The following is a 26476-nucleotide window of genomic DNA, read 5'->3' as shown; positions in this document are numbered from 1 at the left end:
TCGAACAAAGATTCGATCTGTGGTTTATGGTGAAGAGGCAGGTCCGAGGGTCGGACCGGGGGCAGGGGGCACATGAGCGGCAGGAGGCGTGTATGTCGTTTACGCACCTCCACACCGCGAGCGGTTTCTCCCTCCGCTACGGGGCCAGCCACCCCGGGGCCCTCGCCGAGCGCGCCGCGTGGCACGCGATGGACGCCCTCGCACTGACCGACCGGGACACTGTCGCGGGCCTCGTACGGTTCGCGGCGGCATGCACCGCGGGCGGTGTGCGCCCGGTCTTCGGCGTGGACCTCGCGGTCGAATCCGCCCCTCCCCTTTCCGTCCCCGGCTCGGCTCCCGGGACGGCCCCGGCCCGGCGGCGCACCCCGGTGCGCGGTGGCGCGTACATCGACGAGTCGGCGCCCCGGATCGTCCTGCTGGCGCGGAACGCGGCCGGCTGGGCCGCGCTGTGCCGGCTGGTCAGCGCCGCGCATGCGGGCGGCGACCGCCCGCTGCTGCGCTGGGCGGACCTTGAACGGCAGTCGGCCGACGGTCTGACGGTGCTGCTGGGACCGGCCTCCGAGCCGGTAAGGGCACTGTCCGCGGGCCACCCGGACATCGCGGAGCGACTGCTCGCCCCGTGGCGCGAGCGGTTCGGCGAGGACCTGCGGCTCGAGGCCGTGGACCACGGGATCCCCGGCGCGGGACCCGGATCCCTGCGGCTCGCCGCCCACACGGTGGGGCTGGCCGACCGGCTGGGCATCCCCGCCGTCGTCACCAACGCGGTCCGCTACGCGGATCCCGCGCAGCACCGGGTGGCCGATGTACTGGACGCGGCCCGGCTGCTGCGGCCGATCGACCGCCGCCGGCTGGACTCGGGACAGCGCTGGCTGAAGAGCCCGCAGGACATGGCGCGGGTCGCGGAACGGATCGCCGGGGCCGCCGGGCGCGGGCGCGGTGGCGCCGCCCGGCTGCTGGCGGTGACGCGGGAGACGGCGGACGCGTGCCGGATCGACCCGAAGGGCGATCTGGGCATGGGCAGGCCGCACTTCCCGGAACCCGAGCTGGCCGGGGCGACCGCGGCGACGGCCGGCCGGGTGCTGCGCGAGCGCGCCGAGGCCGGCCTGGCCCAGCGTGGCCTGGAGCACGCGCCGGACGCCCGGCGCCGGCTGGACGCGGAACTGACGATCATCGGCACACTCGGTTTCGAGACGTATTTCCTGACCGCCGCCGCCGTGGTCTCCGACGCCCGGGACCTGGGGATCAGGGTCGCGGCCCGGGGCAGCGGCGCCGGGTCGATGGTCAACTACGCGCTGGGCATCTCCCACGTCGACCCGCTCGAACACCATCTGGTCTTCGAACGGTTTATGTCGCTGCGCCGCAACTCCCTGCCGGACATCGACCTCGACACCGAGTCGGCCCGCCGGCTCGACGTCTACCGCGCGGTGATCGGCCGCTTCGGCCCCGCGCGGATCGCGACCGTCGCGATGCCGGAGACGTACCGCGCCCGGCACGCGATCCGGGACACCGGGGCCGCGCTGTCCCTGCCGCCGTGGGAGATCGACCGGCTGGCGAAGTCGTTCCCGCACATCCGGGCCCGCGATGTGCGGGCGGCGCTGGCCGAACTGCCGGAACTGCGGGAGGTCGCCGCCCACGCGGACCGGTACGGCCCGCTGTGGGAGCTGGTCGAGGCGCTGGACGGGCTGCCGCGCGGGGTGGCGATGCACCCGTGCGGCGTCCTGCTGTCGAACGCGTCCCTGCTGGACCGCACCCCGGTGGTGCCGACCAGCGGTGAGGCGCTCCCGATGAGCCAGTTCGACAAGGAGGACGTCGAGGCGATGGGCCTGCTGAAGCTCGACATCCTCGGCGTGCGCATGTGGTCGGCGATGGCGCACGCCACGGCCGAGATCCGGCGGGCCACCGGCCGGGACATCGACCTGGAGGACCGCGCCCAGGTGCCGCCGGACGACCCGGCGGCGTTCGAGCTGATCCGCGCCTCGGACACCCTCGGCATGTTCCAGCTCGAATCGCCCGGCCAGCGTGACCTGCTGGCCAGACTGCAGCCGACCACCGTCGACGACATCGTCGCCGACATCAGCCTGTTCCGTCCCGGACCGGTCGCCGGGGGCATGCCGGAGCAGTACATCGCCGCCCGGCACAGCACCCGGCCGCCGCGGTATCCGCACCAGGATCTGGAGCCGGTGCTCCGGGACACCTTCGGGGTGACGATCTGGCACGAGCAGATCATCGGCATCATCGCCGTGCTGACCCGCTGCGAGCCCGATCTGGCGGAGGAGGCGCGGCGCTGTCTGGCCGACCCCGTCCGGCGGCCGAAGGTGCGGAAGTGGTTCCACCGCGAAGCGGCGGCGCACGGCTACGCGCCGGCGGTGCTGGCCGAGGTCTGGGGGATCCTGGAGGCGTTCGGCGCCTACGGTTTCGCGCGCGCCCACGCCGCCGCGTTCGCCGTTCCGGCGCTGCAGTCGGCGTGGCTGAAGGCGCACTTCGCGGCGGCGCTCTACGCCGGGCTGCTGGAACACGATCCGGGGATGTGGCCGAAGCGGGTGATCCTGGCGGACGCGCGCCGGCATGGCGTGCCGATCCTGCCGCTGGATGTGAACGCGTCGCGCTCCGCCTATGTAATCGAACTGAAGTCTGATAAGTGGGGGGTGCGGCTCGCCCTCTCCGAAGTAGGCGGCATGTCGGAGGCCGAGGCCGGGCGGATCGAGGCCGGGCAGCCCTACTCCTCACCGGCGGACCTGTGGGAGCGGGCGAGGCCGTCCCGTCCGGTGCTGGAACGTCTCGTCCAGGTCGGAGCGCTCGACGCGCTGGCCGCCGGGCCCACCCGCCGCGACCTGCTGCTCCAGGTCTCCGAACTGCACCGGCAGGGACGCGCCGACGTACCCGGGGGACAGCTCGCGCTCGCCGCTCAGGAGTCCGCGGTCCCGGCCGGCCTGCCCGACATGAACGCCGGCGAGCGGACCGGCGCCGAACTGGAGGTGCTGGGCATGGACACCACCCAGCATCTGATGGAGCACCACCACGCGCTGCTGGAGGAACTGGACACGACACCGGCCCGGCGGCTGCACGAGGTGCGGCACGGCGAGACCGTGCTCGTCGCGGGCATCAGGGCCTCCACCCAGACACCGCCGATCGCGTCCGGGAAACGGATCATCTTCGTGACGCTCGACGACGGGTCGGGCCTCGTGGACCTGGCGTTCTTCGAGGACAGCCACCAGCAGGCCGCGCACACGGTGTTCCACTCCGGTCTGCTGCTGGTCCGCGGCACCCTCCAGCGGCGGGGGAAACGCGCCTTCGGCGTCGTCGGCTCCGCCGCCTGGGACCTCGCGGAACTCGCGGACCTCCACCAGGACGGCGGCCTCGTGGCGGTCGCGGCCCGCCTCGCGGAGCCATCGGCCCATCCGACGACCGCACCGGCGACTGATGCCACCGCCGGGTCGACCGCGGACCCGGCGGTACGCCCCGGCGCGGCCGCAGCCGATCCGGTCGGCGGCCGGCGCATCCGGCACGAGACCGGCGCCGAGTTGCACCCCTGGGCCGACCTCCAGCCGCCCGGCGACCGCACCACCCCCAGCAGAAAGCTGTGGCACTCCAGCCAGGGGAGCGCCGGATGAGCGAGCACTCAGCGGATCACGCGTCCGGTCACCCAGCGGATCGGGCGGCCCGCCCCGCGCCGCACATCCTCTATGTCCACCTTCACGCGGCCGCCGGTTCCGTGCCGCACGAGGACGTCTACGAGATGCTCCTCGACCTGCTCCGCGGCATCACCCCGGTCGTCCAGGCGCTGCCTCCGGACGCGGCCCTCGCCGATGTCCGCAGCGCGCTGCGGTACTTCGACCGGGACGCCGCCGGCCTCGCCCATCTCATCCGGGTGCGGGCCCTGGCCCTGCACGGCGTCGACTCCACGATCGGCGTCGGACCCAACCCGCTGCTGGCCCGGATGGCCGCCGCGGACGGCCCCGCCCGCGCGGTCCGGGTGCTGAGCGGTGACCGGCCGGCCGTCGAGGAGTTCCTGCGGAACAAGCCGGCCGCCGCGCTGGACGGCATCGGACCCGCCTCCGCGAAAACCCTGGCCGGCTACGGACTGGACACCGTCGGACGCATCGCCGCCACCCCGCTGGGCACCCTGCAGCGCGCACTGGGCGCGACCGCGGGCCGGCGGCTGTACGACAGGGCACGCGGTATCGACCCGACCCCGGTCGTCCGGGGCGCCCCCGCCCGCTCCATCGGCGGTGAGCGGCGCTTCGGACAGGACGAGCTGGATCCGGTGCGGCACCGCCGGGCGCTGCTGTCGCTCACCGAGGAACTCGGCGCCCGGCTGCGCACCGAACGCCAGGCGGCCCGCTCCCTGACCCTCACCGTCCGCTACGCCGACCGTTCGACGACGACCCGCACCCGGACCCTGCACGAGTCGTCGGGGCACAGCGCGGCGCTGCGGACCACCGCCTACCAGCTCTATGACGCGCTCGGCCTGCAGCGGGCCCGGGTCCGTACTCTTTCGCTGCGTGCCGACGGCCTGCTGGCGGAGGAGCTGACCGCCCGGCAGCTGAGCCTGGAACCGGGCGACGACAAGTCCCGGCTGATCGAGGCCGCCGCCGACCGCGCCCGTGCCCGTTTCGGCCCCGCCGCCGTCCGGCCCGCCGGTACCGCGCACCCGGCGCCCCGTCGCGCATGATGGAGGACATGGATATTCGTGACGACCGGGCGGTGGGCCGCCTGGGGGCATGGGCCGGGGACGAACTGATCGGCCGGATCAACTATTTCGTGCTGGAGGACGACGGGACCGGTGGCGGGAGCGCGCTGGTCGCCGTGCACACGGTGGTCGAGCCGGGGCACCAGGGGGAGGGCATCGCGGGCGCGCTCGCCGGGGCGCTGTACGAGCTGGCCGCCGCGGAGGGCCGGGACGTCGTACCGCTGTGCCCGTATGTGGCGGCCTGGTCCGTCAAGCACTCCGACCTGGCCCCGGAGCCGGATCCCGCGCTGGCGGGCCGCGCGAAGGAGCGGCTCATGGCCGACCCCGACCTGTGGTGAGAGCGGGCGGGGGAGCGGTCCGCCGGCCGTACTGGCGTGCGGAACGGTTCGGTTAGGCTTCACTGACGTGGGCCATGGCACACGGTCCGGATGGTGTCCAGGGGAGGACTCGGCAGTGCACGTGCAGGAATGGATCGAGACGATTCCGCCGCTCGCCGTCTACCTGGTGGTGGGGCTGGTCATCGGGATCGAGAGCCTGGGCATCCCGCTCCCCGGCGAGATCGTCCTCGTCACCGCGTCACTGATGGCCTCGCAGGGCACGATCAACCCGTGGATCGTCGGCGCCTGCGCGATCGCGGGCGCGGTGATCGGTGACTCCATCGGCTATTCGATCGGCCGCAAGGGCGGCAAACCGCTGCTGGACAAGCTCGGCCGGAAGTTCCCCAAACACTTCTCACCCGGCCATGTCGCCACCGCCGAGCGGTCGTTCGAGCGCTGGGGCATGTGGGCGGTCTTCGTCGGCCGCTTCGTCGCGCTGCTGCGGATCTTCGCCGGCCCGCTGGCGGGCGTCCTGAAGATGCCGTACTGGAAGTTCCTCATCGCGAACGCCCTCGGCGGCGTCGTCTGGGCGGGCGGCACCACCGCCGTCATCTACAACGTCGGCGTGGTGGCGGAACCGTGGATCAAGCGGTTCGGCTACTTCGGACTGGCGGCGGCCGTGCTGTTCGGGATCGGCTCGTTCCTCTTCGTCCAGCGGCGTGCCAAGGCCCACACCCCGGCGGCGACGCCGGAGGCGGACGCAGCGGCGACGCCGGGAACGCCGGTGGAAGGCGCGGCCGAAGCCGTGGTGGCCCCCACCGGCGAGTGATCACGCGAGTGACCCGGCGGACCGGGCCCATGGCTGCTCAGGCCTTGTCGGCCGGCGCTTCTTCGCCCGGTCCTTCCGCGGCCGGTTCGAAGGCCGCCCGGTGGGCGCGGGACAGCTCGACATAACCCGCGGCGTTGAGCAGCACGGACTCCCGCTCCTCCGCGGTCAGCTCACGCCGGACCTTGGCCGGGACCCCGGCCACCAGCGACCCCGGCGGTACCCGCATCCCCTGCGGTACGAGCGCGGCCGCGGCGACCAGCGAGCCGGTCCCGATGTGCGCGCCGTTCAGGACGGTGGCGCCCATGCCGATCAGTACGTCGTCCTCGACGGTGCAGCCGTGCAGCACCGCGTTGTGCCCCACCGAGACCCGCTCGCCGACCACGACGGGGAACCCGGGGTCCGCGTGCACCGAGCAGTTGTCCTGGATGTTGCTGTCGGCGCCGATGCTGATCGACTCGCAGTCGCCGCGCAGGACCGCGTGGTACCAGGCGCTGGAGCCGGCCGCCATCGTGACGTCGCCGACGACGACCGAGGTGGGCGCGGTGAACGCCGCCGGATCCACCTGGGGCTTGCGCCCCGCCACATCGGCTATCAGTGCCCGCTCCGCCATGGAATCCGCCCTCGCGTCCGCGCCTTGGCTGTCGAGCAGCACCGTATACGACGGGTCGGTCCCGGCGGCGGGTCGGTAGGTGCATAAGGCATCGAAGCAGCACAGGGACTGTTTTCGGTCAGAGGTGCGATTCCTGGCGCGTTGCCGGTGATCGTCCGGCCCCGGCCGTGCGGGGACTGTCGGATCCTCTTGTCGCAGGGCCCCAACGCGCATAGTTCATCCCGAGGTTGCCCGGATCTGACGGAAGATTTGCTGATTTGGTGGAGGTAGTGCAAAAGATTCGACCGAAAGTGTTCTTTGCGCTTTGACTGTTGACGGCGTTTGCGGTGAAGGTCTGGCACATGTCCCCTTTACCCCGAACCGCGTCGAGCGGTCCGCTGCGCATGCGCGACTTCCGTCTGCTGCTCGCCGGCGCCGCGGCCGGCCAGGTCGGTGCCCAGGTCACCCTGGTCGCGCTGCCCCTGGTGGCGGTCCTCGAACTCAAGGCGCCCGCGTTCCAGGTGGGGCTGCTCACCGCCGCGGAGACCGCCGCGTTCCTGCTGATCGGCCTGCCCGCAGGGGCGCTGGTCGACCGGATGCGCAAGCGGTCGCTGATGATCCGCGCCGACATGGTGCGGGCGCTCGCCATGGCGAGTGTCCCGCTGGCCGCGGTCGCCGACGTCCTGACGATGGTGCAGCTGTACATCGTCGCCCTGGTCACCGGCGCGGCGACGGTCTTCTTCGATGTGGCCGACCAGAGCTATCTGCCCGAACTCCTGCCCAGGGAGCAGCTGATGGCGGCCAACGGAGCACTGGAGACGGTCCGCTCCTCCGCCCAGGTCACCGGTCCCGGCCTCGGCGGCGGGCTGGTGCAGCTCGTCGGGGCGCATCTGGCGATCGGGGCTGACGCGATCGGCTACGTCGTCTCGGCACTGTTCCTGTCGCGCATCGACAAGCCGGAGAGCAAGCCGGAACCGGTGCCGGGCGCGTCACTGCGCAAGGAGATCGGTGAGGGACTGCGCTTCGTGCTCGGCCACCGGCTGCTGCGCGTCATCGCGACCAGCACCGGCCTCAGCAACTTCTTCACGGCGATGCTGATGGCCACTCAGACCATCTTCCTGGTACGGGTGATCGGCCTGCAGCCGGCCGCCATCGGTCTGATGCTCTCCGCGTCCGCCGCCGGCGGGCTCGCCGGTGCGCTCTGCGCCGGCAGGCTCGCCGCGAGGCTCGGCCAAGCCCGCATCATCTGGCTGTCCGCCCTGGTGACCGGCCCGTTCGCGCTGCTGTGGCCGCTGTCCGGCCGGGGAGCCGCCGCCGTCCTGTTCGCCGTCGGTTCCGGTGCGGTCTCCTTCGGCGCGGTCGTCTACAACGTCGCCCAGGTGAGCTTCCGTCAGACGCTCTGCCCGCCACGGCTCCTGGGCCGGATGAACGCCACGCTGCGTTTCCTGGTGTGGGGCACGCTGCCACTCGGGGCCCTGGTGGGCGGAGCCGTGGCCGACGGCTTCGGGGCGCGCGCCGCCCTGTGGGTCTGCGCGGTCGGCTTCCTCGTCGTACCGCTGCGGCTGCTGCTGTCCCCGCTGCGCCGGATGCGTGATCTGCCGGCCGCTCCGGACGACCTCGAGGACGCCGTCGCGGGTGGCTCCGGCGGTTCGGGCGGCCGTACCGAGTCCGCTTCCGTCAGCTGACCCGGCCGGGCGTCCGGCCGGACCCGAGCTCCATCGCCCGGCCCTGCCACGCCGCGGCCCCTCCACGCCCGAAACGTCCACGTCCCGAACCGCCCTGCCACGTCAGAGAGGATCACGTGCCCCGAACCATCACGGGCCAGTACCTGGCCCGCTACCAGCGCATTGCCGCCGACGACGGCGGTACCTCCCTCCTGCCCGTCACCGGAGCCCAGCGGCGCTTCGTGCTCGTGCGCTCCATGGACCCCTCGGGACGGGCCGACATCGTCCCGATGTTCTTCGCCTTCCCGAGCGGAACGGTGGATCCGGTGCGGCTGCGCGCGGCCGCGAACCGGCTCGCCGCCCTGCACCCTGTGCTGCGTGCCCGCCCGGACGTGCTGCGCGGCACCCCCGTGCTCCGTCTGACGGACCCCGACGTACCGGTGGAACACGTCGTCCGCGCCCCCGGCGAGGACGCGGCCGCCGCGCTGCGCCGGGTCCTGGCCGGCTGGACCGGGCAGGGCTCGCCGCTGCGGCTGTATCTGGTCCAGGACGGGCCGGGCGCAGGGGACGAGGTGCTCGCCGTCGTCCTGGACCACACCGCGTGCGACGGTCAGTCCCTCACACGCATCGTCGAGGAACTGACCGCCGCCTACCGTGACGAGCCGGGATCCGCGGGAACTGAGCCCGCCGAAGCGGCCGCGGAACTCGCCGCCTACCGCGAGGCGGTCCAGCTGCAGCTCGATGCCGAGCAGCGCGCGGGGTCCGCCGCCGCGCTGGAGTACTGGGGCGACCGGCTGCGTGTGGTGCACGAACGGGCCCCGCAGCTCCCGCCGCGGACACCCGCCCCCGGCACCCTGCCCACCGGTGCTGCCGAACTGCGGCTGCCCGCACCCGCTTCCGGCGTACCGTTCCCCGCCCTGCTCGACGCCTGCCGGGCCACGGCCCGGGTGCTGTACGGGCCCGGCCATGTGCCGCCGATCGGCTACCCGTGGGGCGGCCGCCCGGCCGGCGCACCGCCGGTGCTCGGCTGCTTCCTCAACACCGTGGTCTTCCCGGCCGCGACGGTCGACGTCCCGCACGCCCCGGACGAGACGGCCACCCAGTGGTGGGACGACCTGGACCGGGCCGACACCCCCTTCGACGAAGTGGTGCACGCCGCCCGCTCGGCCGGTTCCCAGTGGTCCGGCCGGCTGGACGGACTGCTGACGGTGGACGACGCCCGGCGCCGTCCCGCGTTGCGGCTCGGCGGGGTGGAGGGCCGTGAGGTCCACATCGACGGCCGGCAGGTGCGCGCCCCGTTCGCGGTCTCCGTCACCCACGGATCCGAACTCCACATCCGGATGGTGTGGGACCGCACGGTGCTCGACGACGCCGCGGCCCAGGACGGGTTCGCCGCCTTCCGCGACTCGGTACGCGCCCCCGTCCGGGCCGACGTCCCCGTCGGCTGACCCACGGCCACAGCCACGGCCACAGCAGCACTCGCCTCCGCGGCAGCCGCAGCCGGAGCGGCGCGCCACGTCACGCGGTCCCACCCGTCACGCCGTAGGGCTGCGACGCCTTGAGGACGCCCTGAACCAGGACGCCCCGAACCAGTACGCCCCGAACCAGCACGCCCTGAACCAGCACGCCCTGAACCAGCACGCCCTGAACCAGCACGCCCTGAACCAGTACGGCCGGCCCGCGTGATCCGCGGACCGGCCGGTGAACCGCGGGCGGAAGCACGACCGTGCCTCCGCCCCCACCCGAAGACCCCGACCCGACAACCCCAGGGATCGCCGATGCTCCCCCTCTCTCCGTCGCAGGAGATCGTCTGGCTGCACGAACAAGTGCAGCCCGGCAGCCGCGCCTACAACTTCACCGCCTCCCTCGACCTGTGGGGCACGCTGGACACCGAGGCGCTGCGCCGCGGACTGGCCGCGGCCCTCGACCGCCACCCCGGACTGCGGCTGGAACTCGTGGCGGTCCCCGGCGCGATGCCCGTGCAGCGCGACGCCGACCTCTGCGAGCCGCGGCTGCGCACCGTGGACCTGACCGGGGAGGCTGACCCGGAGGCCGCGTTCGCGCGGCTGCTCCGCACGGAGGCGGAGACCCCGCTCGACACCTACGAGGCGCCGCTGCTGCGCTGGACGCTGGCCCGGCTCGCCGACGACCAGCACCGGCTCATCCATGTCGAGCACCACCTGATCCACGACGGGCACTCCTTCGCGATCCTGCTGGGCGACGTCTTCACCGTCTACCGCGCCCACGTCCTCGGTGAGCCGACCGCCCTGCCGCCCGCCACGTCCTACGTCGACCATGTGCGCTCCCTCGACGCGGACGACGACCGGGCTGCGGCGGAGCGGCGGTCGAGCCTGGAGTACTGGGCGGCCGAACTGCGCGACGCCTCCTTCGACATGCCGCTGCCCGGTCTGGCCCGGCCCGGCGCCCGGCGCCGGCACCACGGCGGGCAGCTGCGCCAGTCGATCGGCGCGGACCTGACGGAACGGCTGCGCGCACACACCCTGGAGCGCGGGCTGACCCCGTTCTCCACGCTGCTCGGGCTCTTCGCCGAACTGCTGCGCCGGCACAGCGGCCGCGAACAGATGGTCGTCGGCACCGCCGTCGGCAACCGCCCACGCGGCTTCGAGAACGCCGTGGGCATGTTCGTCAACACGATTCCGCTGCGGCTGCGCCTGGACCCGGCGGCCCCGGCCGAGGACGCCATGGACGAGGTGACCGACACCCTCTTCCGTGCCCTGCCGCACCAGGAGGTGCCGGTCCAGGAGCTGACGCGCGCGCTGGGCCTGCACACCTCGGGCGCGGACAACCCGCTGTTCAGCGTCATGTTCAGCGCGCACGACGCCGCACTGCCGGAGATCGACGTGCCTGGTCTGGACGTCACGCTCTTCGAGGGATTCAACACCGGCACCACCCGCTTCGACCTCGACGTCGTGCTGCTCCCGGACGACCGGCGCGGAGTGAGCCCCCGGCACGGCGCGCGCGGCATGACCATGGTCTGGGACTACGACGCCGACCTCTTCGGCGAGGACACCGCGAAGCTGCTCACCGAGCGCTTCCTGGACCTGCTGCGCGCCTATCTCGACGATCCCGGCACCGTGCTCGCGGACCTCGCGCTCCCGGCACCCGCTGTCGTACCGGTGCCGGTCGGGCCCGCCGCGTCCCCCGGCCGGGATCCGCTCGACCCGGCCGCCGCCCACGACCCGTCGCTGCCCGCGCTGCTGATCGGCGCCCGCCGGCTGACCTACGGGGACCTCGACGAGCAGGTCGCCGCCGTCGCGCGGCGGATGCTGGCGGCGGGCGTGACGGCCGGCCGGCCGGTCGCCGTCGTGCTGCCGCGCGGCGCCGACTCGGTGGTGGCCCTGCTGGCCTGTCTGCGGACCGGCGCGGTGTACTGCCCGCTCTCCCCGTCCGACCCGGAATCCCGGCTGGAACTGCTGCTGAACCGGCTGGGTCCCGCGCTCGTGCTCACCTCCGCCGCCGCCGGGGTGACGCTGCCCGCCGGCCTCCCGGTGACCGCGCTCGACGCCGGCTCCTACCCGGCCGCGCGCCCGGCCGCAGTGGTGCCCGATGCGGCGTACATCATCCACACCTCCGGATCCACCGGCATCCCCAAGCCCGTGGCCGTGGGCAGGGCCGCGCTGGAGAACCATCTGACCGGTGCCGCCGACCGGTTCGCGCTGGCGGCCGGTGACCGGGTGCTGCTCTTCGCCCAGCCCTCGTTCGACGTGGCCCTCGAAGAGGTCCTTCCGTCGCTGTACGCCGGCGCCTGCCTGGTCGTACCGGAGCGGGAAGTGCCCACCGGGGCGGAGCTGGCCGAGCTGCTGGCGGCCGCCCGGGTCACCGTCGCCAACCTGCCCACCAGCTACTTCCTCGCCACGCGTGAGGAGTTGCGGCCCGCGCTGCGCGACCGCCGCTGGGCGCCGCGGCTGCTGGTGCTCGGCGGTGAGCGCATCCCGGCCGACGCGATGCGCTCGTTCCTGGCCGACACCGACGCCGCCGTACTCAACGTCTACGGCGTGACCGAGGCGGCGATCAGCTCCACCGTGCACGAGATCACCCGCGAGAACCTGGCGGACGGCGCCGAGATCCCCCTCGGCACCGAACTGCCCGGCGAGCGGATCCACGTCCTGGACACGGCACTCCGTCCGCTGCCGGCCGGCGCGGTCGGTGAACTGGCCATCGCCGGAGCAGGCCTCGCCGAGGGCTACGTCGGCAACCCGGAAGCGACCGCGGCACGGTTCATGACGATCCCGGCGCTGGGCGGCGAGCGGGTCTATCTCACCGGCGACCTCGGCTACCGGGGCCTCGACGGGCTGCTGCACTTCCTCGGACGGCGGGACAACCAGATCAAACTGCGCGGCTACCGCATCGAGTTGGAGGAGGTGGAGGCCGCCGCCTCCGCCGTGCTCGGCGGCCGGTCCTGCGCCGTCGTCCTCGATCGTGAGGCGGCCGGTGGACCCCGGCTGGTCGGCTTCCTGGAGAGCGCCGACGAACGGGAGCCGTGGGACGAGCAGGCGCTGCACATCGAGCTGAGCCACCGGCTGCCGGGCGCGCTCGTCCCCGGCCGCTGGGCGCGGCTGGACACCATGCCGAAGCTGGCCGGCGGCAAGCCCGACCGGGTCGCCCTGGCCCGGCTGGCCGCCGCGCTGGAGCCCACGGCTCCGGCGGACGAGGCCGCCCCTGACCTGGACCCGGCCGCGTTCGCCGCCGACCCGGCGCTGGAGCTGCTCGCCGAGGGATGGAGCGAGGTGCTGGGCCACCGCCGGTTCACCGCGTCCTCGCACTTCTTCCAGATCGGCGGGCACTCCGTGCTCGCCGCGCATCTGGCGGCCTGGCTGGAACCGCGGCTCGGTGAACGGCCGCCACTGCGGCTGCTGTTCCGCAACCCGGTCCTGGCCGACCAGGCCCGCGCCCTGGGTCTGCTCACCCCCTCGCCCGTCGCCGCGTCCGCCGCCGCATCCACGCCGAAGGAGTCGTGATGACGAACACCCTGATCACCGACATGACCACCGACACGCTGACCGCCCGGCCGAGCGTGGCCCACGGCGCGGCTCTCCCCGCGACCGCCGCCTCCGGCGTGCTCTCCCGCTACGAGGACTGGGTACGCCGCTCCCCGCAGGCGCCCGCAGTGGTCGACGGCGGCCACACCTGGAGCTACCGGCAGCTGGACGAGGCGGCCGATGAACTCGTCCGCGCACTCGACGGCCGGGTGCGTCCCGGCGACATCGTCGGGGTCTGCCTCGACCGTTCGGCCGCGCTGGCCGTCACCGCGGTCGCGCTGGCCCGGCTCGGCGCGGTGTATCTGCCGCTGGGACCCCGCCCCGGAGAGCGCCGCATCGGCGCGGTCACCGAGGACGTCGCGGTGGTCTGCCTGATGGGCGACCCCGCCGTACTGCCGGCCGGCCACCGGGCCGCCGAGCGGATCGAACTGCCGCTGCCCGTCGAGGGGACGAACGCCGCGGCCACGGTCGTCGCCGCCTTCGCCCCGCCCGCGGCCGCCGCCCGCCCGGCACCGCCGGAGGCGTTCTACGCCGTCCTGACCTCCGGTTCCACCGGCCGCCCGAAGGCGCTCGCGGTGGCGGAGCCCGCCCTGGCCACCCTGCTGGACTGGTACCGCGCCGAGACCGGCCTGGCCCCCGGGGACCGTCAGTCCCTGCTGATCGGCGTCGCGTTCGACCCGCATGTACTGGAGCTGTGGGCCGGACTGACCTCGGGTGCCGCGCTGGTGCCCGCTCCCGACGCGGTCCGCTGGGACCCGGCCGAGCTCACGGACTGGTGGCGCGACGCCGGGGTGACCGTCTGCGTCGCGGCCACCCCCATGGCGGAGCCGGTGCTGGACCGGCCCTGGCCGCGGGGTCTGCGGCTGCGTCATCTCGTCGTCGGCGGCGACCGGATGCGCCGCCGGCCCGGCCCGGACGTGACCGCCACCGTTCACAACGCCTACGGGCCGGCCGAGGCCACCGTCATCACCACCACGCACGCCATGCGGGCCACCGACGCCGAGCCGGACGACGCGGCCGCGCCGCCGATCGGCTCCCCGCTCCCCGGCACCACGGTGGTCGTCGCGGGCCAGGACGGTCGCATCGCCGCCCGCGGTGAGACGGGTGAACTGCTCATCGGCGGCGCCTGTCTGGCGATCGGCTATCTGGACCCGGAGCTCACCGCCCGGCGCTTCACCGCCCCGCCCGAAGGGCTGGACGCACCGGGCGCGGACCGTTTCTACCGCACCGGGGACCGGGTGCGGATGCTGGACGACGGGCAGTTGGAGTTCCTCGGCCGGCTCGACGACCAGGTGAAGATCAGCGGTGTGCGGATCGAACCGGCCGAGGTGGAGGCCGCGTTCGAGCAGGACCCGGCGGTGCGCAGCGCGGTCGTGACCGCGCCTCGCTCCGCCGACGGCCGCACCCGGCTGGTGGTGTTCGTCCTGCCGTCGGCCGGCGCCGCCCCGACCACGGACGCCCTGCTGTCTGCGGTCCGGGTCTGGCTGCCCGAACAGGCGGTCCCCTCGACCGTACGGATCGTCGAGGCCTTCCCGCTGGACGCCAACGGAAAGGTGGACCGCGCCGCGCTGCTCGCCGGTGAGACGGCCGAGGCCGCCGCGGGCGCCGCGACCTCCGGCAGCGCCCTTCCGGACGGCACCGCGACGGACAGCGAACAGCTCGTCCTGCGGGTGGTCCGCGACCTGCTCGACCGGCCGGACGCCGCGCTGGAGGACAACTTCACCTCGGTGGGCGGCACATCGATCATCGCGGCCCGGCTGCTGGCCGCCATCGAGCGCGAGACGGGCACGAGGCTGCGCGCTCCCGAGGTGCTGCGCCAGCCGGACCTCCGCGCGGTGGCCGCCGTACTCGACAAGCGCCGTGCGACCGCGTCACCGGCGGTGGTCTGAGATGACGCCCTCCTCCCCGCGGATCCCCGACACCCGGAAGATCCCCGACACCCGGGAGATCTCCGACGTCCGGGAGATCTCCGACGACCGGAAGGACAACCCCGTGACCGCCCTGCCCGCCCTGGTGGCCCGGCACGCCGAACGGACCCCGCACGCCCTGGCGGTGGTCGACGGCGACACCACACTGACGTACCGGCAGCTCGTGACCTCCGCCCGATGTCTGGCCGCGCACCTGCACGCCTACGGGGTGCGCCCCGGTGACCGGGTGGCGCTGCTGATGCCGCGCTCGGCCCGCACCCTGGTCACCCAGCTCGCGCTGTGGTGGGTGGGCGCGGCCTGCGTACCGCTCGACCCGGCGCACCCGCGCCCCCGTATCGAGGCGATGCTCGCCGACTCCGGGACGACCCTGACCGTCGGCGACAGCAAGCTGCTGGCATCGGCGGCCGGCACCGGAGTGACCCTGGCGCTGCCCGAGGACCCGCTGTTGTCCGGCGAGGAGATACCCGCCGCCGACACCGGCCCGGACGCGACGGCGCTCGTCCTGTTCACCTCGGGTTCCACCGGCCTGCCCAAGGGTGTGACCGTCACGCACGGCGGCATCGCCGAACTGGTCGCCGACCCGCGGTACGTGACCGTCACCGCGCGGGACCGGGTGCTGTTCCACTCGCCGACGACGTTCGACGCCTCGACCTTCGAGGTGTGGGCGGCTCTCGCCAACGGCGCCTCCGTCGTGGTGTGCACCACCGAGCGGCCGTCGTTCGAGGACCTCGCGCAGCACGTCGAGCGGTACGGCGTGACCGTCGCGTTCTTCACCACCGCGCTGTTCCACCAGCTCGCAGCCCGCCGCTCCCGGCTGTTCTCGGTGCTCCGCACCGTCGTCGTGGGCGGTGAGGCGATGGCCGCCCAGCAGGCCCGCGCGGTGCTGCGCGCGTTCCCCTGGCTGGAGCTGGTCAACGGCTACGGTCCGACCGAGACGACGACGTTCGCCACCACCCATCGCGTCACCGACGCGGACTGCGACGGCCCGGTGCCGATCGGCCGCCCGTGCGCGGGCGCCACGGCCCATGTGCTGGACGCGGCGGGCCGGCCGGTCGCGGACGGGGAACGCGGTGAGCTGTGGATCGGCGGCAGCCGGCTCGCGAACGGCTACGCGGGACGACCGGAACTGACCGCCGAGCGGTTCGTGGAGCACGCGTCGCTGGGCCGGCTCTACCGCACGGGCGATCTGGTCTCGTGCCGTCAGGACGGCGTGCTGGACTTCCACGGCCGCGCCGACGACCAGGTCAAGGTGCGCGGCTTCCGGATCGAACCGGGCGAGATCGAGCACCTGCTGCGCGAGCAGCCGGAGGTGGACGACGCCGCCGTCACCGTACGGCGGCCCGCCGAGGACGACGCCCGGCTGGCCGCGTTCGTGGTGGCGGCGCCCGGCCCGGTGCCCCGCGCCGAGACCCTGCGGACCCGGCTCGCCGAACAGCTGCCCGCGCACCTCGTCCCGGACGAGCTGACCTTCGTGGAACGGCTCCCGCTGACGGTGTCCGGCAAGGTCGACCGCCGAGCCCTCGCCGACCTGCGCGGCGTCACCGTCACCGAGGACCGTGCGGAGCCGCTGACCCCGCTCCAGCAGGCCGTCGCCGATGTGTGGAGCCATGCGCTGGGCTGCGAAGTGGCCCGGGCGGACGCCGACTTCATCGCCTACGGCGGCCACTCCCTCCTCGCGCTGATCGTCACGGACGACCTGCGCGAGGAACTGGGAGTGACGCTGTCGCTGCCCGACTTCTTCGCCGCACCCACCGTGGCCGGCCACGCCGCGCTCGTCGAACGCGCCCTGCTGGCCAACCACAGCGATCTCCACCCCGACGCGCCGGAGGACACCGATGGCCACTGACACCCACCCCAGTTCGGCCGCCCTGCAGGAGGAGTTGCTGCGCCGGGCCCGCGCCCGGAAGAACGCCCGCCCGGCCGACCCGGCGCCCGCCACCACCCGTGACCAGGGGCCCACACCGCTGTCCCACGCCCAGCGCCGCATGTGGCTGATGGACCGGCTCGGCCAGGGCGGCTCGCTGTACAGCGTGCCGTTCGCCACCCGGCTGCGCGGACCGCTCGATCTGGCCGCCCTGGGCAGCGCGCTGACCACGCTCGTCCAGCGCCACGACATCCTGCGCACGCGCTACGGGCAGCACGGCGACGAGCCGTACCAGGAGACGCTTCCCGTACCGGACGCGATCGTCGTGCCGGTGATCGACGCCGTCGGTGACGGCCTGGCCGCCCTGACCGAGGAGGCGCGCCGCCCCTTCGACCTCGCGGCCGGTCCCCTGCCGCGCGCCCTGGCGCTGCGCCACGGGCCGCAGGACCACACCGTGTTGCTGACGTTCCATCACATCAGCATCGACGGAGGGTCGTTGGAGACCGTCGCCGCCGAACTGGCCGAGCTGTACGCGGCGGCCACCGGTGGGATCCCGTGCGAGCTGACACGGCCGCCGCAGTACGCCGACTTCGCGGTCCGCGAGCACGCGGCGGCCGGCCGGCTCGACGAAGGGCTCGCGCACTGGACGCGCCGGCTGTCGGGTGCCGTCCCACTGCGGCTGCCCCGCCCCGCGCGGCCCGCGGCCGACCTGACCGAGCGGCCCGCCGCCGTGCGCAACGTGCCGCTGGACGAGCGGGTGCTGCCCGCTCTGCGCGAGCTGGGTCTGGGGCATCGGGCCACGCTGTTCACCGTGGCCTTTACTGCCGCCTTCGCCGCACTGCACCGCTTCACCGGCGAGGACGACCTGGTGATCGGCTGCGCCGGCACCCACCGCGAGGGCTCGGCCATGCGCGGCCTCGTCGGGCTGTGCGTCAACACCCTGCCCATCCGGGTGGATCTGTCCGGCGACCCGGAGTTCGGGACGCTGGTGGACCGGGTGCGGGACGCGCTGCTGGAGGCACAGCAGTACCGTGACGTGCCGTTCGACCTGGTCCTGGAGCGGCTCGGCGCCGCCGCCCGGGACGCCGACGGCACACCGCTGGTCCGGGTCACCGCCGATGTGCTGGGCGAGCCCACCGCGCTCCGGCTGCCCGGTCTGGCCGCGGAACCGGTCGACGTGGCGCTCGGCGAGGCCAAGTTCGACCTGTCGTTCGGCCTGTCCGACACCGACCGTCCCACCGGCCTGGTCCAGTACGGCCGGGCCGCCCTCGGCGATGCGGCGGGCGAGCGGCTGGCGGACGACTTCGCCGGACTGCTGGCCGCGGTCGCCGCCGACCCGGAGCTCCGGCTGTCCCGGCTGCCCGGCCGGCCGCCGGTTCTCCCGGCCGCCGAAACCCCGCCCACTGACGGCCATCCGGCCGAAGTGCTGCTGCGCGCCCACCCGTTGGTGGCCGACGCCGCTGTGCCGGACCCGGCCGGCGGACCGCTGCTGGCGTACGCCGTCCTGCGCGGGACCGGCGGGCCCTCGCCCGTCGAACTCCGCTCGTATCTGCGGGCCGGTCTCGGCCGTGAACTCGTCCCGGCGGCGGTGACCCTGCTGGACGCGATGCCCCGCACCGCCGACGGCACCCTGGACACGGCCCGGCTGCCCGGCGCCCCGGCTGCCCCCGTACCGAGCGGCGTTCGCGCCGAAGCGGTGACGGTGGCGTTCACGGCGCTGCTGGGCCGCGCCCCTGGCCCTGACGACGACTTCTTCGTACTCGGCGGCCACTCGCTGATCGCCGTACAGCTCGCCGAGCGGCTGCGCACCGGACTCAAGCTGCCGCTGACCGGCCTGGACGTGATGGAGCACCGCACTCCGCGAGCGATCGCGGCGCTGCTGGACGCGCGGGAGACGGAACGGGAACGGCTGGCCGCCGCGACCGGCGCACCGGCGGCCCGCGCCCGGCGGACCCGTGAGGGTACGGTCCTGGTGACCGGCGGCACCGGTGGTGTCGGCGCCTTCGTCCTGCGCGAACTGGCCGCCCGGGGAAGGCCGGTGCTGGCGCTGTCCCGGCCGGAGTCGGCGCACCTGGTCGCGGGGGAGGGCGTGGAGGTCGTCGAGGGCGATCTGACCGACCTGGACGGGCTGCGCGCCGCCGTCGGAAGGGCGGACGCGGTGATCCACGCCGCCTGCACCTTCACCCGTCCCGAGGTGGACGTGGCGGCGATGGCCGCGATGGTGGGGGCCTGGAACCGGGGCCCGTTCGTCTTCGTCAGCAGCGTGGACGCCTACGGCCGGCCCACCGGCCCGCGGGTGGCCGAGGAATCGGCGCCCGCACAGCCGCTGAGCGCGTACGGGCAGGCGAAGCTCGACTGCGAGCAGCTGCTCATGCGGGCGGCGGGCACCGACGGCCGGGGCGGGGCGAGCGTCGTGCGCTCGCCCATCGTCTGGGGTCCGCACGACCGGTTGCGCGACCAGCTGCGCTGGGGCGCGACCGGGCTGCTCTACCAGGCGGCCCTCGCCGGGGAACCGATCGACCTGCCGCGGCCCGGCACCGCCGGCCACGACTGGTACGGCGCCCCGTGGGTGCACGCCGCCGCCCTGGCGCGCGCGGTCACCGACTGCCTGGCCACCCCGGTGCACGGTGTGGCCAACGCGGTGAGCGGACATGTCGGCTGGCCCGAGCTGGCCGCAGAGCTGAAACGGCTCCTCGGCAGCGACAGCGAGATCCGGCTCGTCGACCGGGTGCACCCCGACCTCGACCACCGCTGGCACTACGGGTCCGGCCGGCTGGCCACCGCGCTGGACGAGCGGCCCGGCGAGGACCGGAGCTCCGTACTCGCCGCGATGACCGGCTCCGCCGGGCGCTGAGATCCGGGGGAGCCGCGGCGGTCCGCCCGGCTCCCCCCGTACGGCCGGATCCCCTCTTTACATCCGGCCTCACATCCAGGACTTCACCGGCGGGCGGCACCGTATACGGTGATCCCGTGCCGAAGAACGAGAACGTGTTCTCCTCCTGGGCGGCCTGGCGCCGCCGCACCGCCTCGCGCCTGGTCCACCGCGGATGGCGGTGGGTGCAGAACGCGGGCGCGGTGACCGCGCAGCGCCCCGGTCCCTACCGCTTCCGCAGCTTCGGCACGGGCTCGCGGCTGGCGTTCCCGCTGGGCACGGTGTTCGGCGAGCAGTGGATCGAGATCGGGGAGCACTGCGTGGTGGGCGAGCAGGTGACCCTCACCGCCGGCATGATGCCGGACCTGGACCTCGGCCCCGACCCGGTCCTGCGGCTCGGCAACGGCGTGGTGCTCGGCCGCGGCAGCCACGTGGTGGCCTCGGCGCCGGTGGTCTTCGGCGACAACATCTTCGCCGGGCCCTATGTGTACGTCACCAGCGACAACCACTCCTACGACGACCCCCACGAACCGGTCGGCAAGCAGTGGCCGCGCTCGGCGCCCGTCGAGATCGGGTCCGGCAGCTGGCTCGGCACGGGAGCGGTGATCCTGCCCGGGGCCCGGCTGGGCCGCAATGTGGTGGTCGCGGCCGGCGCGGTGGTGCGCGGTGACGTGCCCGATCACGCGGTGGTCGCGGGCGCTCCCGCCAGGATCGTCCGCCGCTGGGACCCCGAGGCCGGCTGGCAGCCGCCGCTGCGGACACCGCCGCCGGTGCCGATACCCGAGGGGATCACCCCCGAGCAGCTGATGGCGCTGGCCGGCGTCGAGGACGGGCCGAAGACGCTCGACGGCCGGGCCGACCGGGCGCCGGATCCGGCGGTTTGAGGCCCGCTCGCGGCCCGGCTATCCCGCCGCGAGCAGGATCGTCCCGGCCATCGCGAGTCCCGCGCCCGCGGCCTGGATCGCGAGCAGCCGTTCCTTGAGGAAGCCCCGGGCGGCGAGCGCCGTCACCACCGGGTAGAGCGAGGCGAGTACCGCGGCGACGGTGACCGGGCCGTGCTGGGCGGCCAGCGAGTACGTGCCGTTCGCCGCGACGTCCGCGAGGCCGACCAGGGTGAGCGCCGGCATGGCGGACCACACCACGGCCATGCCGCCCTCCGGTGCGGCGGCCGGGTCACGCCGGACGGCCACGGCCAGCGCGGCGCCGCCGACCAGCGAGTTGCAGACCCGCTGGACGAAGAGCGCCAGGAACAGTCCGGTGAGCGTCGAGGACGCCTCGGCGATGAGCGCGAACACCGAGCCGAAGCCGAAGGCGGCGACGAGGGTGAGCAGCACCGTCTGCCGCTGCACGGGCGCGCCGCGCAGCTGCGGGCCGCCGGCCAGGACGACGCCGACGACGGCCACCGCGATCCCGCCGTACTGCAGCAGTCCAGGGCGTTCGCCGAGCGTCAGTCCGACGCCGAGCGGTATCACGACGCCGACGGTGGCCAGCGGGGAGACCACGCCCATCGGGCCCTGGGCGAGGGCCTTGTAGAAGCAGATCATCGCGACAGGACCGACGACGCCGGCGGCGACGGCGTACCAGAGCTGCGGGCCGATCTCGCTCCACGCCCCGGTCGCCACGACGATGACGCCGAGGACGAGCGCGGCGGCGATCTGCGAGGCGACGACCACGACCAGCGCCGGCAGCCGGCGGGTGAGCAGCCCGCCGCCGAAGTCGGCGAGCCCCCAGAGCAGGCTGGTGGCGAGCGCGAGAACCGCTGTCATGGGACTTCCCCCGCAGTACAGTGTGATGAACGTGTTGGTACAGCACACCGTAGTGCACTCAAGTGAACTCTGTCATTCATAATATTGGACGGAAGCGTGCCGGACCTCGAAATCGTCGCCCAGTCGCTCGCCCGCAACGTCAAACGGCTGCGGCTGGAGCGCGGATACAGCCTGGACGCGCTCGCCGCCCGCGCGGGCGTCAGCCGGGGCATGATCATTCAGATCGAGCAGGCCAGGACCAACCCCAGCATCGGCACCGTGGTGCGGATCGCCGACGCCGTCGGCATCAGCATCGCCAACCTCCTGGACTACGCCGACAGCCCCCAGGTCCGGCTGGTCCCGGCCGACCGCGCCGTACCGCTGTGGAGCACCCCGGCCGGCAGCTACGGCACGCTCCAGGCCGGCACCGAGGCGCCCGGCCCGCTGGAACTGTGGTCCTGGCGGCTCATGCCCGGCGAGGGTCACGACTCCGACGCCCACCCGCCCGGCAGCGCCGAACTGATCCGGGTGGACGCGGGCGAGCTGACGCTCGTCGTCGAAGGCCAGGAGTACCGCGTCCCCTCCGGGACCACCGCGAGCTTCGACGCCCATGTGCCGCACGGCTACCACAACGCGGGTGCGGTCCCGGCCGAGATGACGCTCGCGATCGCCGTCCCGCCGCCCCGGTAGCGCCTGTTACGTTTCCCGGTATGCGCGCACCGATCGGCAATTTCGACGAAGCCCACCCCGCCACCGAACGGCTCGACCTGCTCCCGGCTCCGGTGGCCGCCGCGGTGACCGCCGACATGCTCCATGTCGACACCGACCCCGAGAAGGCCGACACCGCCGTCTTCGTCGAGACCTACGGCGCCGACCTCGTGGACGCCTCGGCGAACTGCGTGGTCGTCGCGGGCAAGCGCGGCCAGGACGTCACGCTCGCCGCGTGCCTGGTGCTCTCCACGACCCGCGTCGACGTCAACGGCGTGGTCCGGCGCCATCTCGGCGCCCGCAAGGCCTCGTTCGCCCCCATGGACGCCGCGACCGGCGCCACCGGCATGGAGTACGGCGGCATCACCCCCGTCGGCCTGCCCGGCGACTGGCCGCTGCTCATCGACGCGGCCGTCGTCGACGCCCCGTACCTGGTGATCGGCAGCGGCGCCCGGCGCGGCAAGCTGATCGTGCCGGGCAAGGTACTCGCCGCACTGCCGGGCGCCGTCGTCCTGGAGGGCCTCGGTATCTGATCGGCTGCGGTCAGCGCCGGTCCGGCGGCCCGTCGGACCGGTCCTCGTCCGCCGGGTGCAGGGACCGGTGCAGCCGCCGGCCCGCCCGCACCACGATCACCCCGGCGCCCACCGCGACCACGGCCGCCAGCACCTCACCCCACCAGTGGTCGGGCAGCACACCGAGCAGCAGCGCGAAGACCCCGAAGGCCAGCACGAAGCCGAGCACCGGCAGGGCGTAGAACCATAGGTCGGCGTAGGTCTTCTCATCGAGCCCGAAGGGCGGCGGAGGCTTGCGGTCCTTGCTCACCCCGCCACCGTAGGCGCCGTGACCCGGTATCGCGCGTCAGCCGAGGCGGGGAATCTCGATCGCCGGGCAGCGGTCCATGACCATCTCCGCGCCGGCCCCCCGCGTCCGCTCGAACGCGGCCTCGTCGATCACCCCGAGCTGGAACCACACGGCCTTCGCGCCGGCCGCCACCGCCTCGTCGGCGACCGCGCCCGCCAGCTCGGAGTTGACGAAGACGTCGACCACGTCGACCGGGAACGGAATGTCGGCGAGCGAGGCGTACCCCTGCTCGCCGTGCACGGTCTCGGCCTTGGGGTGGACGGGAACGATCCGCTTGCCGAAGCGCTGGAGCACCCGCGCGACCCCGTAGGCGGCCCGTGCCTCGTTGTTCGACAGACCGACCACCGCCCAGGTGTCACCCAGCCCGGTCAGGATCTTCCGTACCGTCGCAGCATCGCCGTACACGTCGTCCTCCAGAGGGTGTCCCGCTCGTCGTGCCTGGTCAACGAGCGACCGGCCCGGCCCATTCCCGGCCGGCGGCATAGGGTGGCCGGATGGTGGACCGGTATCTGACGGTAGGGCGCGAGGGCGTGCACGAGAGCGAGATCAAGCGCTCGCGCTTCCTGTGCGCGCTGGCGCCCGCGGGCAGCGAGCAGGCCGCGCAGGCGTTCATCCAGAAGATCCGCAAGGAGCACCCGAGCGCGACCCACAACTGCTTCGCCTACGTCATCGGCGCCGAGGGCCGCATCCACAAGGCCGGCGACGACGGCGAACCCGGCGGAACCGCGGGCACCCCCATGCTGCAGGTGCTGCTGCGCCGCGAGGTGCGCGATGTCGTCGCCGTCGTCACCCGCTACTACGGCGGGGTCCAGCTCGGCGCGGGCGGGCTGGTACGCGCCTACGGCGGCGCCGTGTCCGCCGCGCTCGACGAACTGGGCACCGTCGAACGGCAGCGCCTCGCGCTGCTGACGGTCGCGGCCGACCACCAGCGGGCGGGCAAGCTGGAGAACGACCTGCGGTCGGCCGGGCGCACGGTGCGCGGCGTGCGGTACGGCGCCGATGTGCGCATCGACATCGCGCTGCCGGAGTCCGAGGTGGCGGCGTTCCGCTCCTGGGTCGCCGACAGCACCTCCGGTGCCGCCACGGTGGAGGCCGGCGGCACCGAATTCGTCGACGTCCAGGCCCGGTAGATCTGGTCCGGGAACCGTCAGCCCAGTTCGAGGCTGGTGACGCCGTACATCCCGGCCTGATCGGTCTCCGGCAGCGGACCGGTGTACATCCGGGCGGTCTCGAAGGACGGCGCCAGGCCGAGCCGTTCCATCAGGTGCACCGCCGGCTTGTTGATGTCGGGCACGTCGATCGACACCGGCTCGCCCGGCACGGTCGCCGCCAGCGCGCCGACCAGCGCGCCCGCCACCTCCGGCGAGTCCGCGTGGACCGGACCGATGCGCGAGGCCTCGCGGCACGCGCGCAGCACGGCGAGCCCCTGCAGCTCCCCGTCGCGCACCGCGGCCAGCGGGGTGCGCTGGGCCGCGGCGATCCAGGTGGCCAGGAAACTGTCGCGCGGCGCCGGGAAGAAACGGCGGTCGTAGGCGGCGAGTTGATCGAAGGGCAGGGTGCGGGCGTCGACCAGGGTGACGCCCGCCGGCGCCGGGGTGTCCGCGGCCGGAGTGCCTTCGTAGCGGATGTTGTTCCAGGCGGAGCGGAATCCGGACTTGCGGTAGTTCTCCTGCTGGGCAATCACCCCGTCGAGCCCGACGTTGCGCCCGGCGAGCCGCGCCATGCCGGCGCGCCAGAGCTGGATGCCATAACCCTGGCCGCGCAGCGACGGCTGGGTGATGTAGAAGCCGAGGAAGCCGAAATCGGTGCCGTACCGGACGACCGAGACACAGGCGACCGGTTCGCCGTCGAGGCGGCCGATCAGGAAACCGTGCGGATCGGCCGCGAAGAAGGCGGAGCCGTCGGTGCGGCCCGGGTTCCAGCCCTCCGCGGCGGCCCAGTCCGCCATCAGCCCGATGTCGGCGGCGCTCGCGGCCGTGATCTCGAATGTCGGCACTTCTCACTCCAAGGGCGTCGGCGGCGGGGCGCGTTCGGAAGTAGTCCGCCCCTGGCGTGATCGTTTCGTAACGGACCGGAGCACGGCAATACCGCCCGCCGTCCGGCCCCGGAACCGATGACAAACCGAGGTCCGTGATGGATGGGGGGCGTCCGGGCGCTAGCGTGGTCGGTGCCGACAGCGGGACCCCACGCTGATTCGGTGCGGGTACCGGGGTGGAGGAGCGATAAACGTGCAGGTCGGAGCACCCCAGTGAGACTTCTGCACACTTCCGACTGGCATCTGGGACGTTCGTTCCACCGTGAGAGCCTGCTCGCCGCCCAGGCGGCCTTCCTCGACCATCTCGTCAGCACGGTCCGCGCCGAGGCCGTCGACGTGGTGCTCGTCGCCGGGGACATCTACGACCGGGCGGTGCCGCCGCTGTCCGCCGTCGAGCTCTTCGACGACGCCCTGCACCGGCTCGCCGACCTCGGCGTCCCGACGGTGATGATCTCCGGGAACCACGATTCGGCCCGGCGGCTGGGCGTCGGCGCAGGCCTCATGGGCCGCGCCGGCATCCACCTGCGCACCGACCCGGCGGGCTGCGCGATCCCCGTCGTCCTGCCGGGCGCCGCCGGTGACACCGTGCTGTACGGGCTGCCCTACCTCGAACCTGCGCTGGTCCGTGCGGAATTCGACGCCGAGCGGGCCGACCACACCGCCGTGCTGGGCGCGGCCATGGACCGGGTGCGCGCCGATCTCGCCACCCGCCCGGCCGGTACCCGCTCGGTGGTGCTGGCGCACGCCTTCGTCACCGGAGGCGCGCCGAGCGACAGCGAGCGCGACATCACGGCGGGCGGGGTGGAGGCCGTGCCCGCCGAGATCTTCGCGGGCGTCGACTATGTGGCGCTCGGCCATCTGCACGGCTGCCAGACGATCACCGAACGGGTCCGGTACTCCGGCTCGCCGCTGGCGTACTCCTTCTCCGAGGAGCGGCACCGCAAGAGCATGTGGCTGGTCGACCTCGACCAGGACGGCGCCGTGACCGCCGAGCGCGTCGACTGCCCGGTGCCGCGCCCGATCGCCCGGATCCGCGGCCACCTGGACGACCTGCTCGCCGATCCGGCGCTGGAGCGGCACGAGGACGCCTGGGTCGAGGCCACCCTCACCGACGCGCTGCGCCCGCCGGAACCGATGGCGGCCCTGGCCAAGCGCTTCCCGCACGTGCTCAGCCTCGCCTTCGACCCCGAGAAATCCGGCGCCGACCCGGCGGTCTCCTACGCCCAGCGGCTGCGCGGCCGCACCGACCAGCAGATCGCCGAGGACTTCGTGGCCCACGTCCGGGGCTCGGGCCCCGACGGGCGGGAACGGACGGTACTGCGCGAGGCCCTGGACGCGGTACGCGCGCACCACGCAAGGACGGAAACGTAAGCA

The 26476-nt window shown here is 73.8% G+C and carries 20 protein-coding genes; 15 read left to right on the top strand and 5 right to left on the bottom strand.

All coding sequences use genetic code 11. The annotated features are described in order from the left end of the window. The first annotated feature begins 92 nt into the window (after positions 1 to 92). From C6N31_RS22485 to C6N31_RS22470, 4 genes are all read left to right on the top strand, one after another. A complete protein-coding gene (locus C6N31_RS22485; protein WP_198358046.1) occupies positions 93 to 3611 on the top strand; it encodes a DNA polymerase III subunit alpha in 3519 nt (1172 codons plus the stop codon). Continuing rightward, positions 3608 to 4672 carry a DNA polymerase Y family protein gene (locus C6N31_RS22480; RefSeq protein WP_138355455.1) on the top strand — a complete coding sequence of 355 codons (1065 nt, stop codon included), beginning with the start codon at positions 3608 to 3610 and terminating at the stop codon, positions 4670 to 4672. The genes C6N31_RS22485 and C6N31_RS22480 overlap by 4 nt, the downstream gene beginning before the upstream one ends. An 8-nt stretch (positions 4673 to 4680) precedes the next feature. Then, positions 4681 to 5028 (top strand): GNAT family N-acetyltransferase, encoded by a 348-nt coding sequence (locus C6N31_RS22475; protein WP_381587581.1) that lies wholly within the window; start codon positions 4681 to 4683, stop codon positions 5026 to 5028. Between the two features lie 115 nt (positions 5029 to 5143). Then, a complete protein-coding gene (locus tag C6N31_RS22470; protein ID WP_138355454.1) occupies positions 5144 to 5836 on the top strand; it encodes a DedA family protein in 693 nt (230 codons plus the stop codon). Positions 5837 to 5873: 37 nt separating this feature from the next. Here the strand turns inward: C6N31_RS22470 and C6N31_RS22465 are convergent, their stop codons facing one another. Next, positions 5874 to 6446 (bottom strand): gamma carbonic anhydrase family protein, encoded by a 573-nt coding sequence (locus C6N31_RS22465; RefSeq protein ID WP_138355453.1) that lies wholly within the window; start codon positions 6444 to 6446, stop codon positions 5874 to 5876. 341 nt (positions 6447 to 6787) lie between these two features. Here C6N31_RS22465 and C6N31_RS22460 point away from each other — a divergent pair, with 341 nt between their 5' ends. The 7 genes from C6N31_RS22460 to C6N31_RS22430 all read left to right on the top strand — a co-directional run bounded on the left by C6N31_RS22460 (position 6788) and on the right by C6N31_RS22430 (position 20637). Continuing rightward, the gene (locus C6N31_RS22460) at positions 6788 to 8110 is read left to right on the top strand and encodes an MFS transporter (protein ID WP_198358045.1); all 1323 of its coding nucleotides are present in this window, start codon (positions 6788 to 6790) and stop codon (positions 8108 to 8110) included. 116 nt (positions 8111 to 8226) lie between these two features. Next, complete coding sequence (locus C6N31_RS22455) at positions 8227 to 9537, top strand: condensation domain-containing protein (protein WP_198358044.1); 1311 nt, start codon at positions 8227 to 8229, stop codon at positions 9535 to 9537. A 330-nt stretch (positions 9538 to 9867) separates the two neighbouring features. After that, positions 9868 to 13068 carry a non-ribosomal peptide synthetase gene (locus C6N31_RS22450; RefSeq protein ID WP_198358043.1) on the top strand — a complete coding sequence of 1067 codons (3201 nt, stop codon included), beginning with the start codon at positions 9868 to 9870 and terminating at the stop codon, positions 13066 to 13068. After that, positions 13068 to 14978, top strand: coding sequence for a non-ribosomal peptide synthetase (locus C6N31_RS22445; protein ID WP_232485510.1), 1911 nt, complete (start codon positions 13068 to 13070; stop codon positions 14976 to 14978). Before C6N31_RS22450 ends, C6N31_RS22445 begins: the two co-directional genes overlap by 1 nt. A 1-nt stretch (position 14979) precedes the next feature. Further along, positions 14980 to 16863, top strand: a complete 1884-nt coding sequence (locus tag C6N31_RS22440) for a non-ribosomal peptide synthetase (protein ID WP_138357235.1) — start codon at positions 14980 to 14982, stop codon at positions 16861 to 16863. Continuing rightward, positions 16853 to 19735: a condensation domain-containing protein gene (locus tag C6N31_RS22435; RefSeq protein WP_138357234.1), complete on the top strand. Its 2883-nt coding sequence runs from the start codon at positions 16853 to 16855 to the stop codon at positions 19733 to 19735. The genes C6N31_RS22440 and C6N31_RS22435 overlap by 11 nt, the downstream gene beginning before the upstream one ends. A 116-nt stretch (positions 19736 to 19851) precedes the next feature. Continuing rightward, on the top strand, positions 19852 to 20637 hold the full coding sequence (locus tag C6N31_RS22430) for an acyltransferase (protein WP_138357233.1): 786 nt from the start codon (positions 19852 to 19854) through the stop codon (positions 20635 to 20637). An 18-nt stretch (positions 20638 to 20655) separates the two neighbouring features. On the opposite strand, the gene C6N31_RS22425 is transcribed toward C6N31_RS22430, so the two are convergent. Then, positions 20656 to 21519 (bottom strand): DMT family transporter, encoded by an 864-nt coding sequence (locus tag C6N31_RS22425; protein WP_138357232.1) that lies wholly within the window; start codon positions 21517 to 21519, stop codon positions 20656 to 20658. Positions 21520 to 21615: 96 nt separating this feature from the next. Here C6N31_RS22425 and C6N31_RS22420 point away from each other — a divergent pair, with 96 nt between their 5' ends. After that, complete coding sequence (locus tag C6N31_RS22420; protein WP_138357231.1) at positions 21616 to 22188, top strand: XRE family transcriptional regulator; 573 nt, start codon at positions 21616 to 21618, stop codon at positions 22186 to 22188. Positions 22189 to 22208: 20 nt separating this feature from the next. Next, on the top strand, positions 22209 to 22739 hold the full coding sequence (locus C6N31_RS22415) for a YbaK/EbsC family protein (RefSeq protein WP_138357230.1): 531 nt from the start codon (positions 22209 to 22211) through the stop codon (positions 22737 to 22739). Positions 22740 to 22749: 10 nt separating this feature from the next. On the opposite strand, the gene C6N31_RS22410 is transcribed toward C6N31_RS22415, so the two are convergent. Together C6N31_RS22410 and C6N31_RS22405 are read right to left on the bottom strand one after the other, a co-directional pair. Continuing rightward, positions 22750 to 23028, bottom strand: coding sequence for a hypothetical protein (locus tag C6N31_RS22410; RefSeq protein WP_138357229.1), 279 nt, complete (start codon positions 23026 to 23028; stop codon positions 22750 to 22752). Positions 23029 to 23064: 36 nt separating this feature from the next. Continuing rightward, positions 23065 to 23472, bottom strand: a complete 408-nt coding sequence (locus tag C6N31_RS22405; protein ID WP_198358042.1) for a CoA-binding protein — start codon at positions 23470 to 23472, stop codon at positions 23065 to 23067. An 89-nt stretch (positions 23473 to 23561) separates the two neighbouring features. Between C6N31_RS22405 and C6N31_RS22400 the strand changes: the two genes are divergently transcribed. Beyond that, on the top strand, positions 23562 to 24197 hold the full coding sequence (locus tag C6N31_RS22400) for a YigZ family protein (RefSeq protein ID WP_138357227.1): 636 nt from the start codon (positions 23562 to 23564) through the stop codon (positions 24195 to 24197). Between the two features lie 17 nt (positions 24198 to 24214). On the opposite strand, the gene C6N31_RS22395 is transcribed toward C6N31_RS22400, so the two are convergent. Next, a complete protein-coding gene (locus C6N31_RS22395) occupies positions 24215 to 25063 on the bottom strand; it encodes a GNAT family N-acetyltransferase (protein ID WP_138357226.1) in 849 nt (282 codons plus the stop codon). Between the two features lie 252 nt (positions 25064 to 25315). Between C6N31_RS22395 and C6N31_RS22390 the strand changes: the two genes are divergently transcribed. Further along, a complete protein-coding gene (locus C6N31_RS22390) occupies positions 25316 to 26473 on the top strand; it encodes an exonuclease SbcCD subunit D (RefSeq protein ID WP_198358041.1) in 1158 nt (385 codons plus the stop codon). The last annotated feature ends 3 nt before the right edge of the window (positions 26474 to 26476 follow it).

It is taken from the genome of Streptomyces fildesensis (assembly GCF_016107395.1).
In the GTDB taxonomy this organism is placed as follows: Bacteria; Actinomycetota; Actinomycetes; order Streptomycetales; family Streptomycetaceae; genus Actinacidiphila; species Actinacidiphila fildesensis.
This window is presented reverse-complemented; position numbering and strand designations above follow the sequence as displayed.

Bases quoted from the DNA above. Each gene is read 5' to 3' on its own strand.
- C6N31_RS22465 (WP_138355453.1), bottom strand. From the start codon at position 6,446: ATGGCGGAGCGGGCACTGATAGCCGATGTGGCGGGGCGCAAGCCCCAG.
- C6N31_RS22400 (WP_138357227.1), top strand. From the start codon at position 23,562: ATGGTGGACCGGTATCTGACGGTAGGGCGCGAGGGCGTGCACGAGAGC.
- C6N31_RS22415 (WP_138357230.1), top strand. From the start codon at position 22,209: ATGCGCGCACCGATCGGCAATTTCGACGAAGCCCACCCCGCCACCGAA.
- C6N31_RS22485 (WP_198358046.1), top strand. From the start codon at position 93: ATGTCGTTTACGCACCTCCACACCGCGAGCGGTTTCTCCCTCCGCTAC.
- C6N31_RS22435 (WP_138357234.1), top strand. From the start codon at position 16,853: ATGGCCACTGACACCCACCCCAGTTCGGCCGCCCTGCAGGAGGAGTTG.
- C6N31_RS22445 (WP_232485510.1), top strand. From the start codon at position 13,068: ATGACGAACACCCTGATCACCGACATGACCACCGACACGCTGACCGCC.
- C6N31_RS22460 (WP_198358045.1), top strand. From the start codon at position 6,788: ATGTCCCCTTTACCCCGAACCGCGTCGAGCGGTCCGCTGCGCATGCGC.
- C6N31_RS22475 (WP_381587581.1), top strand. From the start codon at position 4,681: ATGGATATTCGTGACGACCGGGCGGTGGGCCGCCTGGGGGCATGGGCC.
- C6N31_RS22440 (WP_138357235.1), top strand. From the start codon at position 14,980: ATGACGCCCTCCTCCCCGCGGATCCCCGACACCCGGAAGATCCCCGAC.
- C6N31_RS22450 (WP_198358043.1), top strand. From the start codon at position 9,868: ATGCTCCCCCTCTCTCCGTCGCAGGAGATCGTCTGGCTGCACGAACAA.
- C6N31_RS22480 (WP_138355455.1), top strand. From the start codon at position 3,608: ATGAGCGAGCACTCAGCGGATCACGCGTCCGGTCACCCAGCGGATCGG.
- C6N31_RS22425 (WP_138357232.1), bottom strand. From the start codon at position 21,519: ATGACAGCGGTTCTCGCGCTCGCCACCAGCCTGCTCTGGGGGCTCGCC.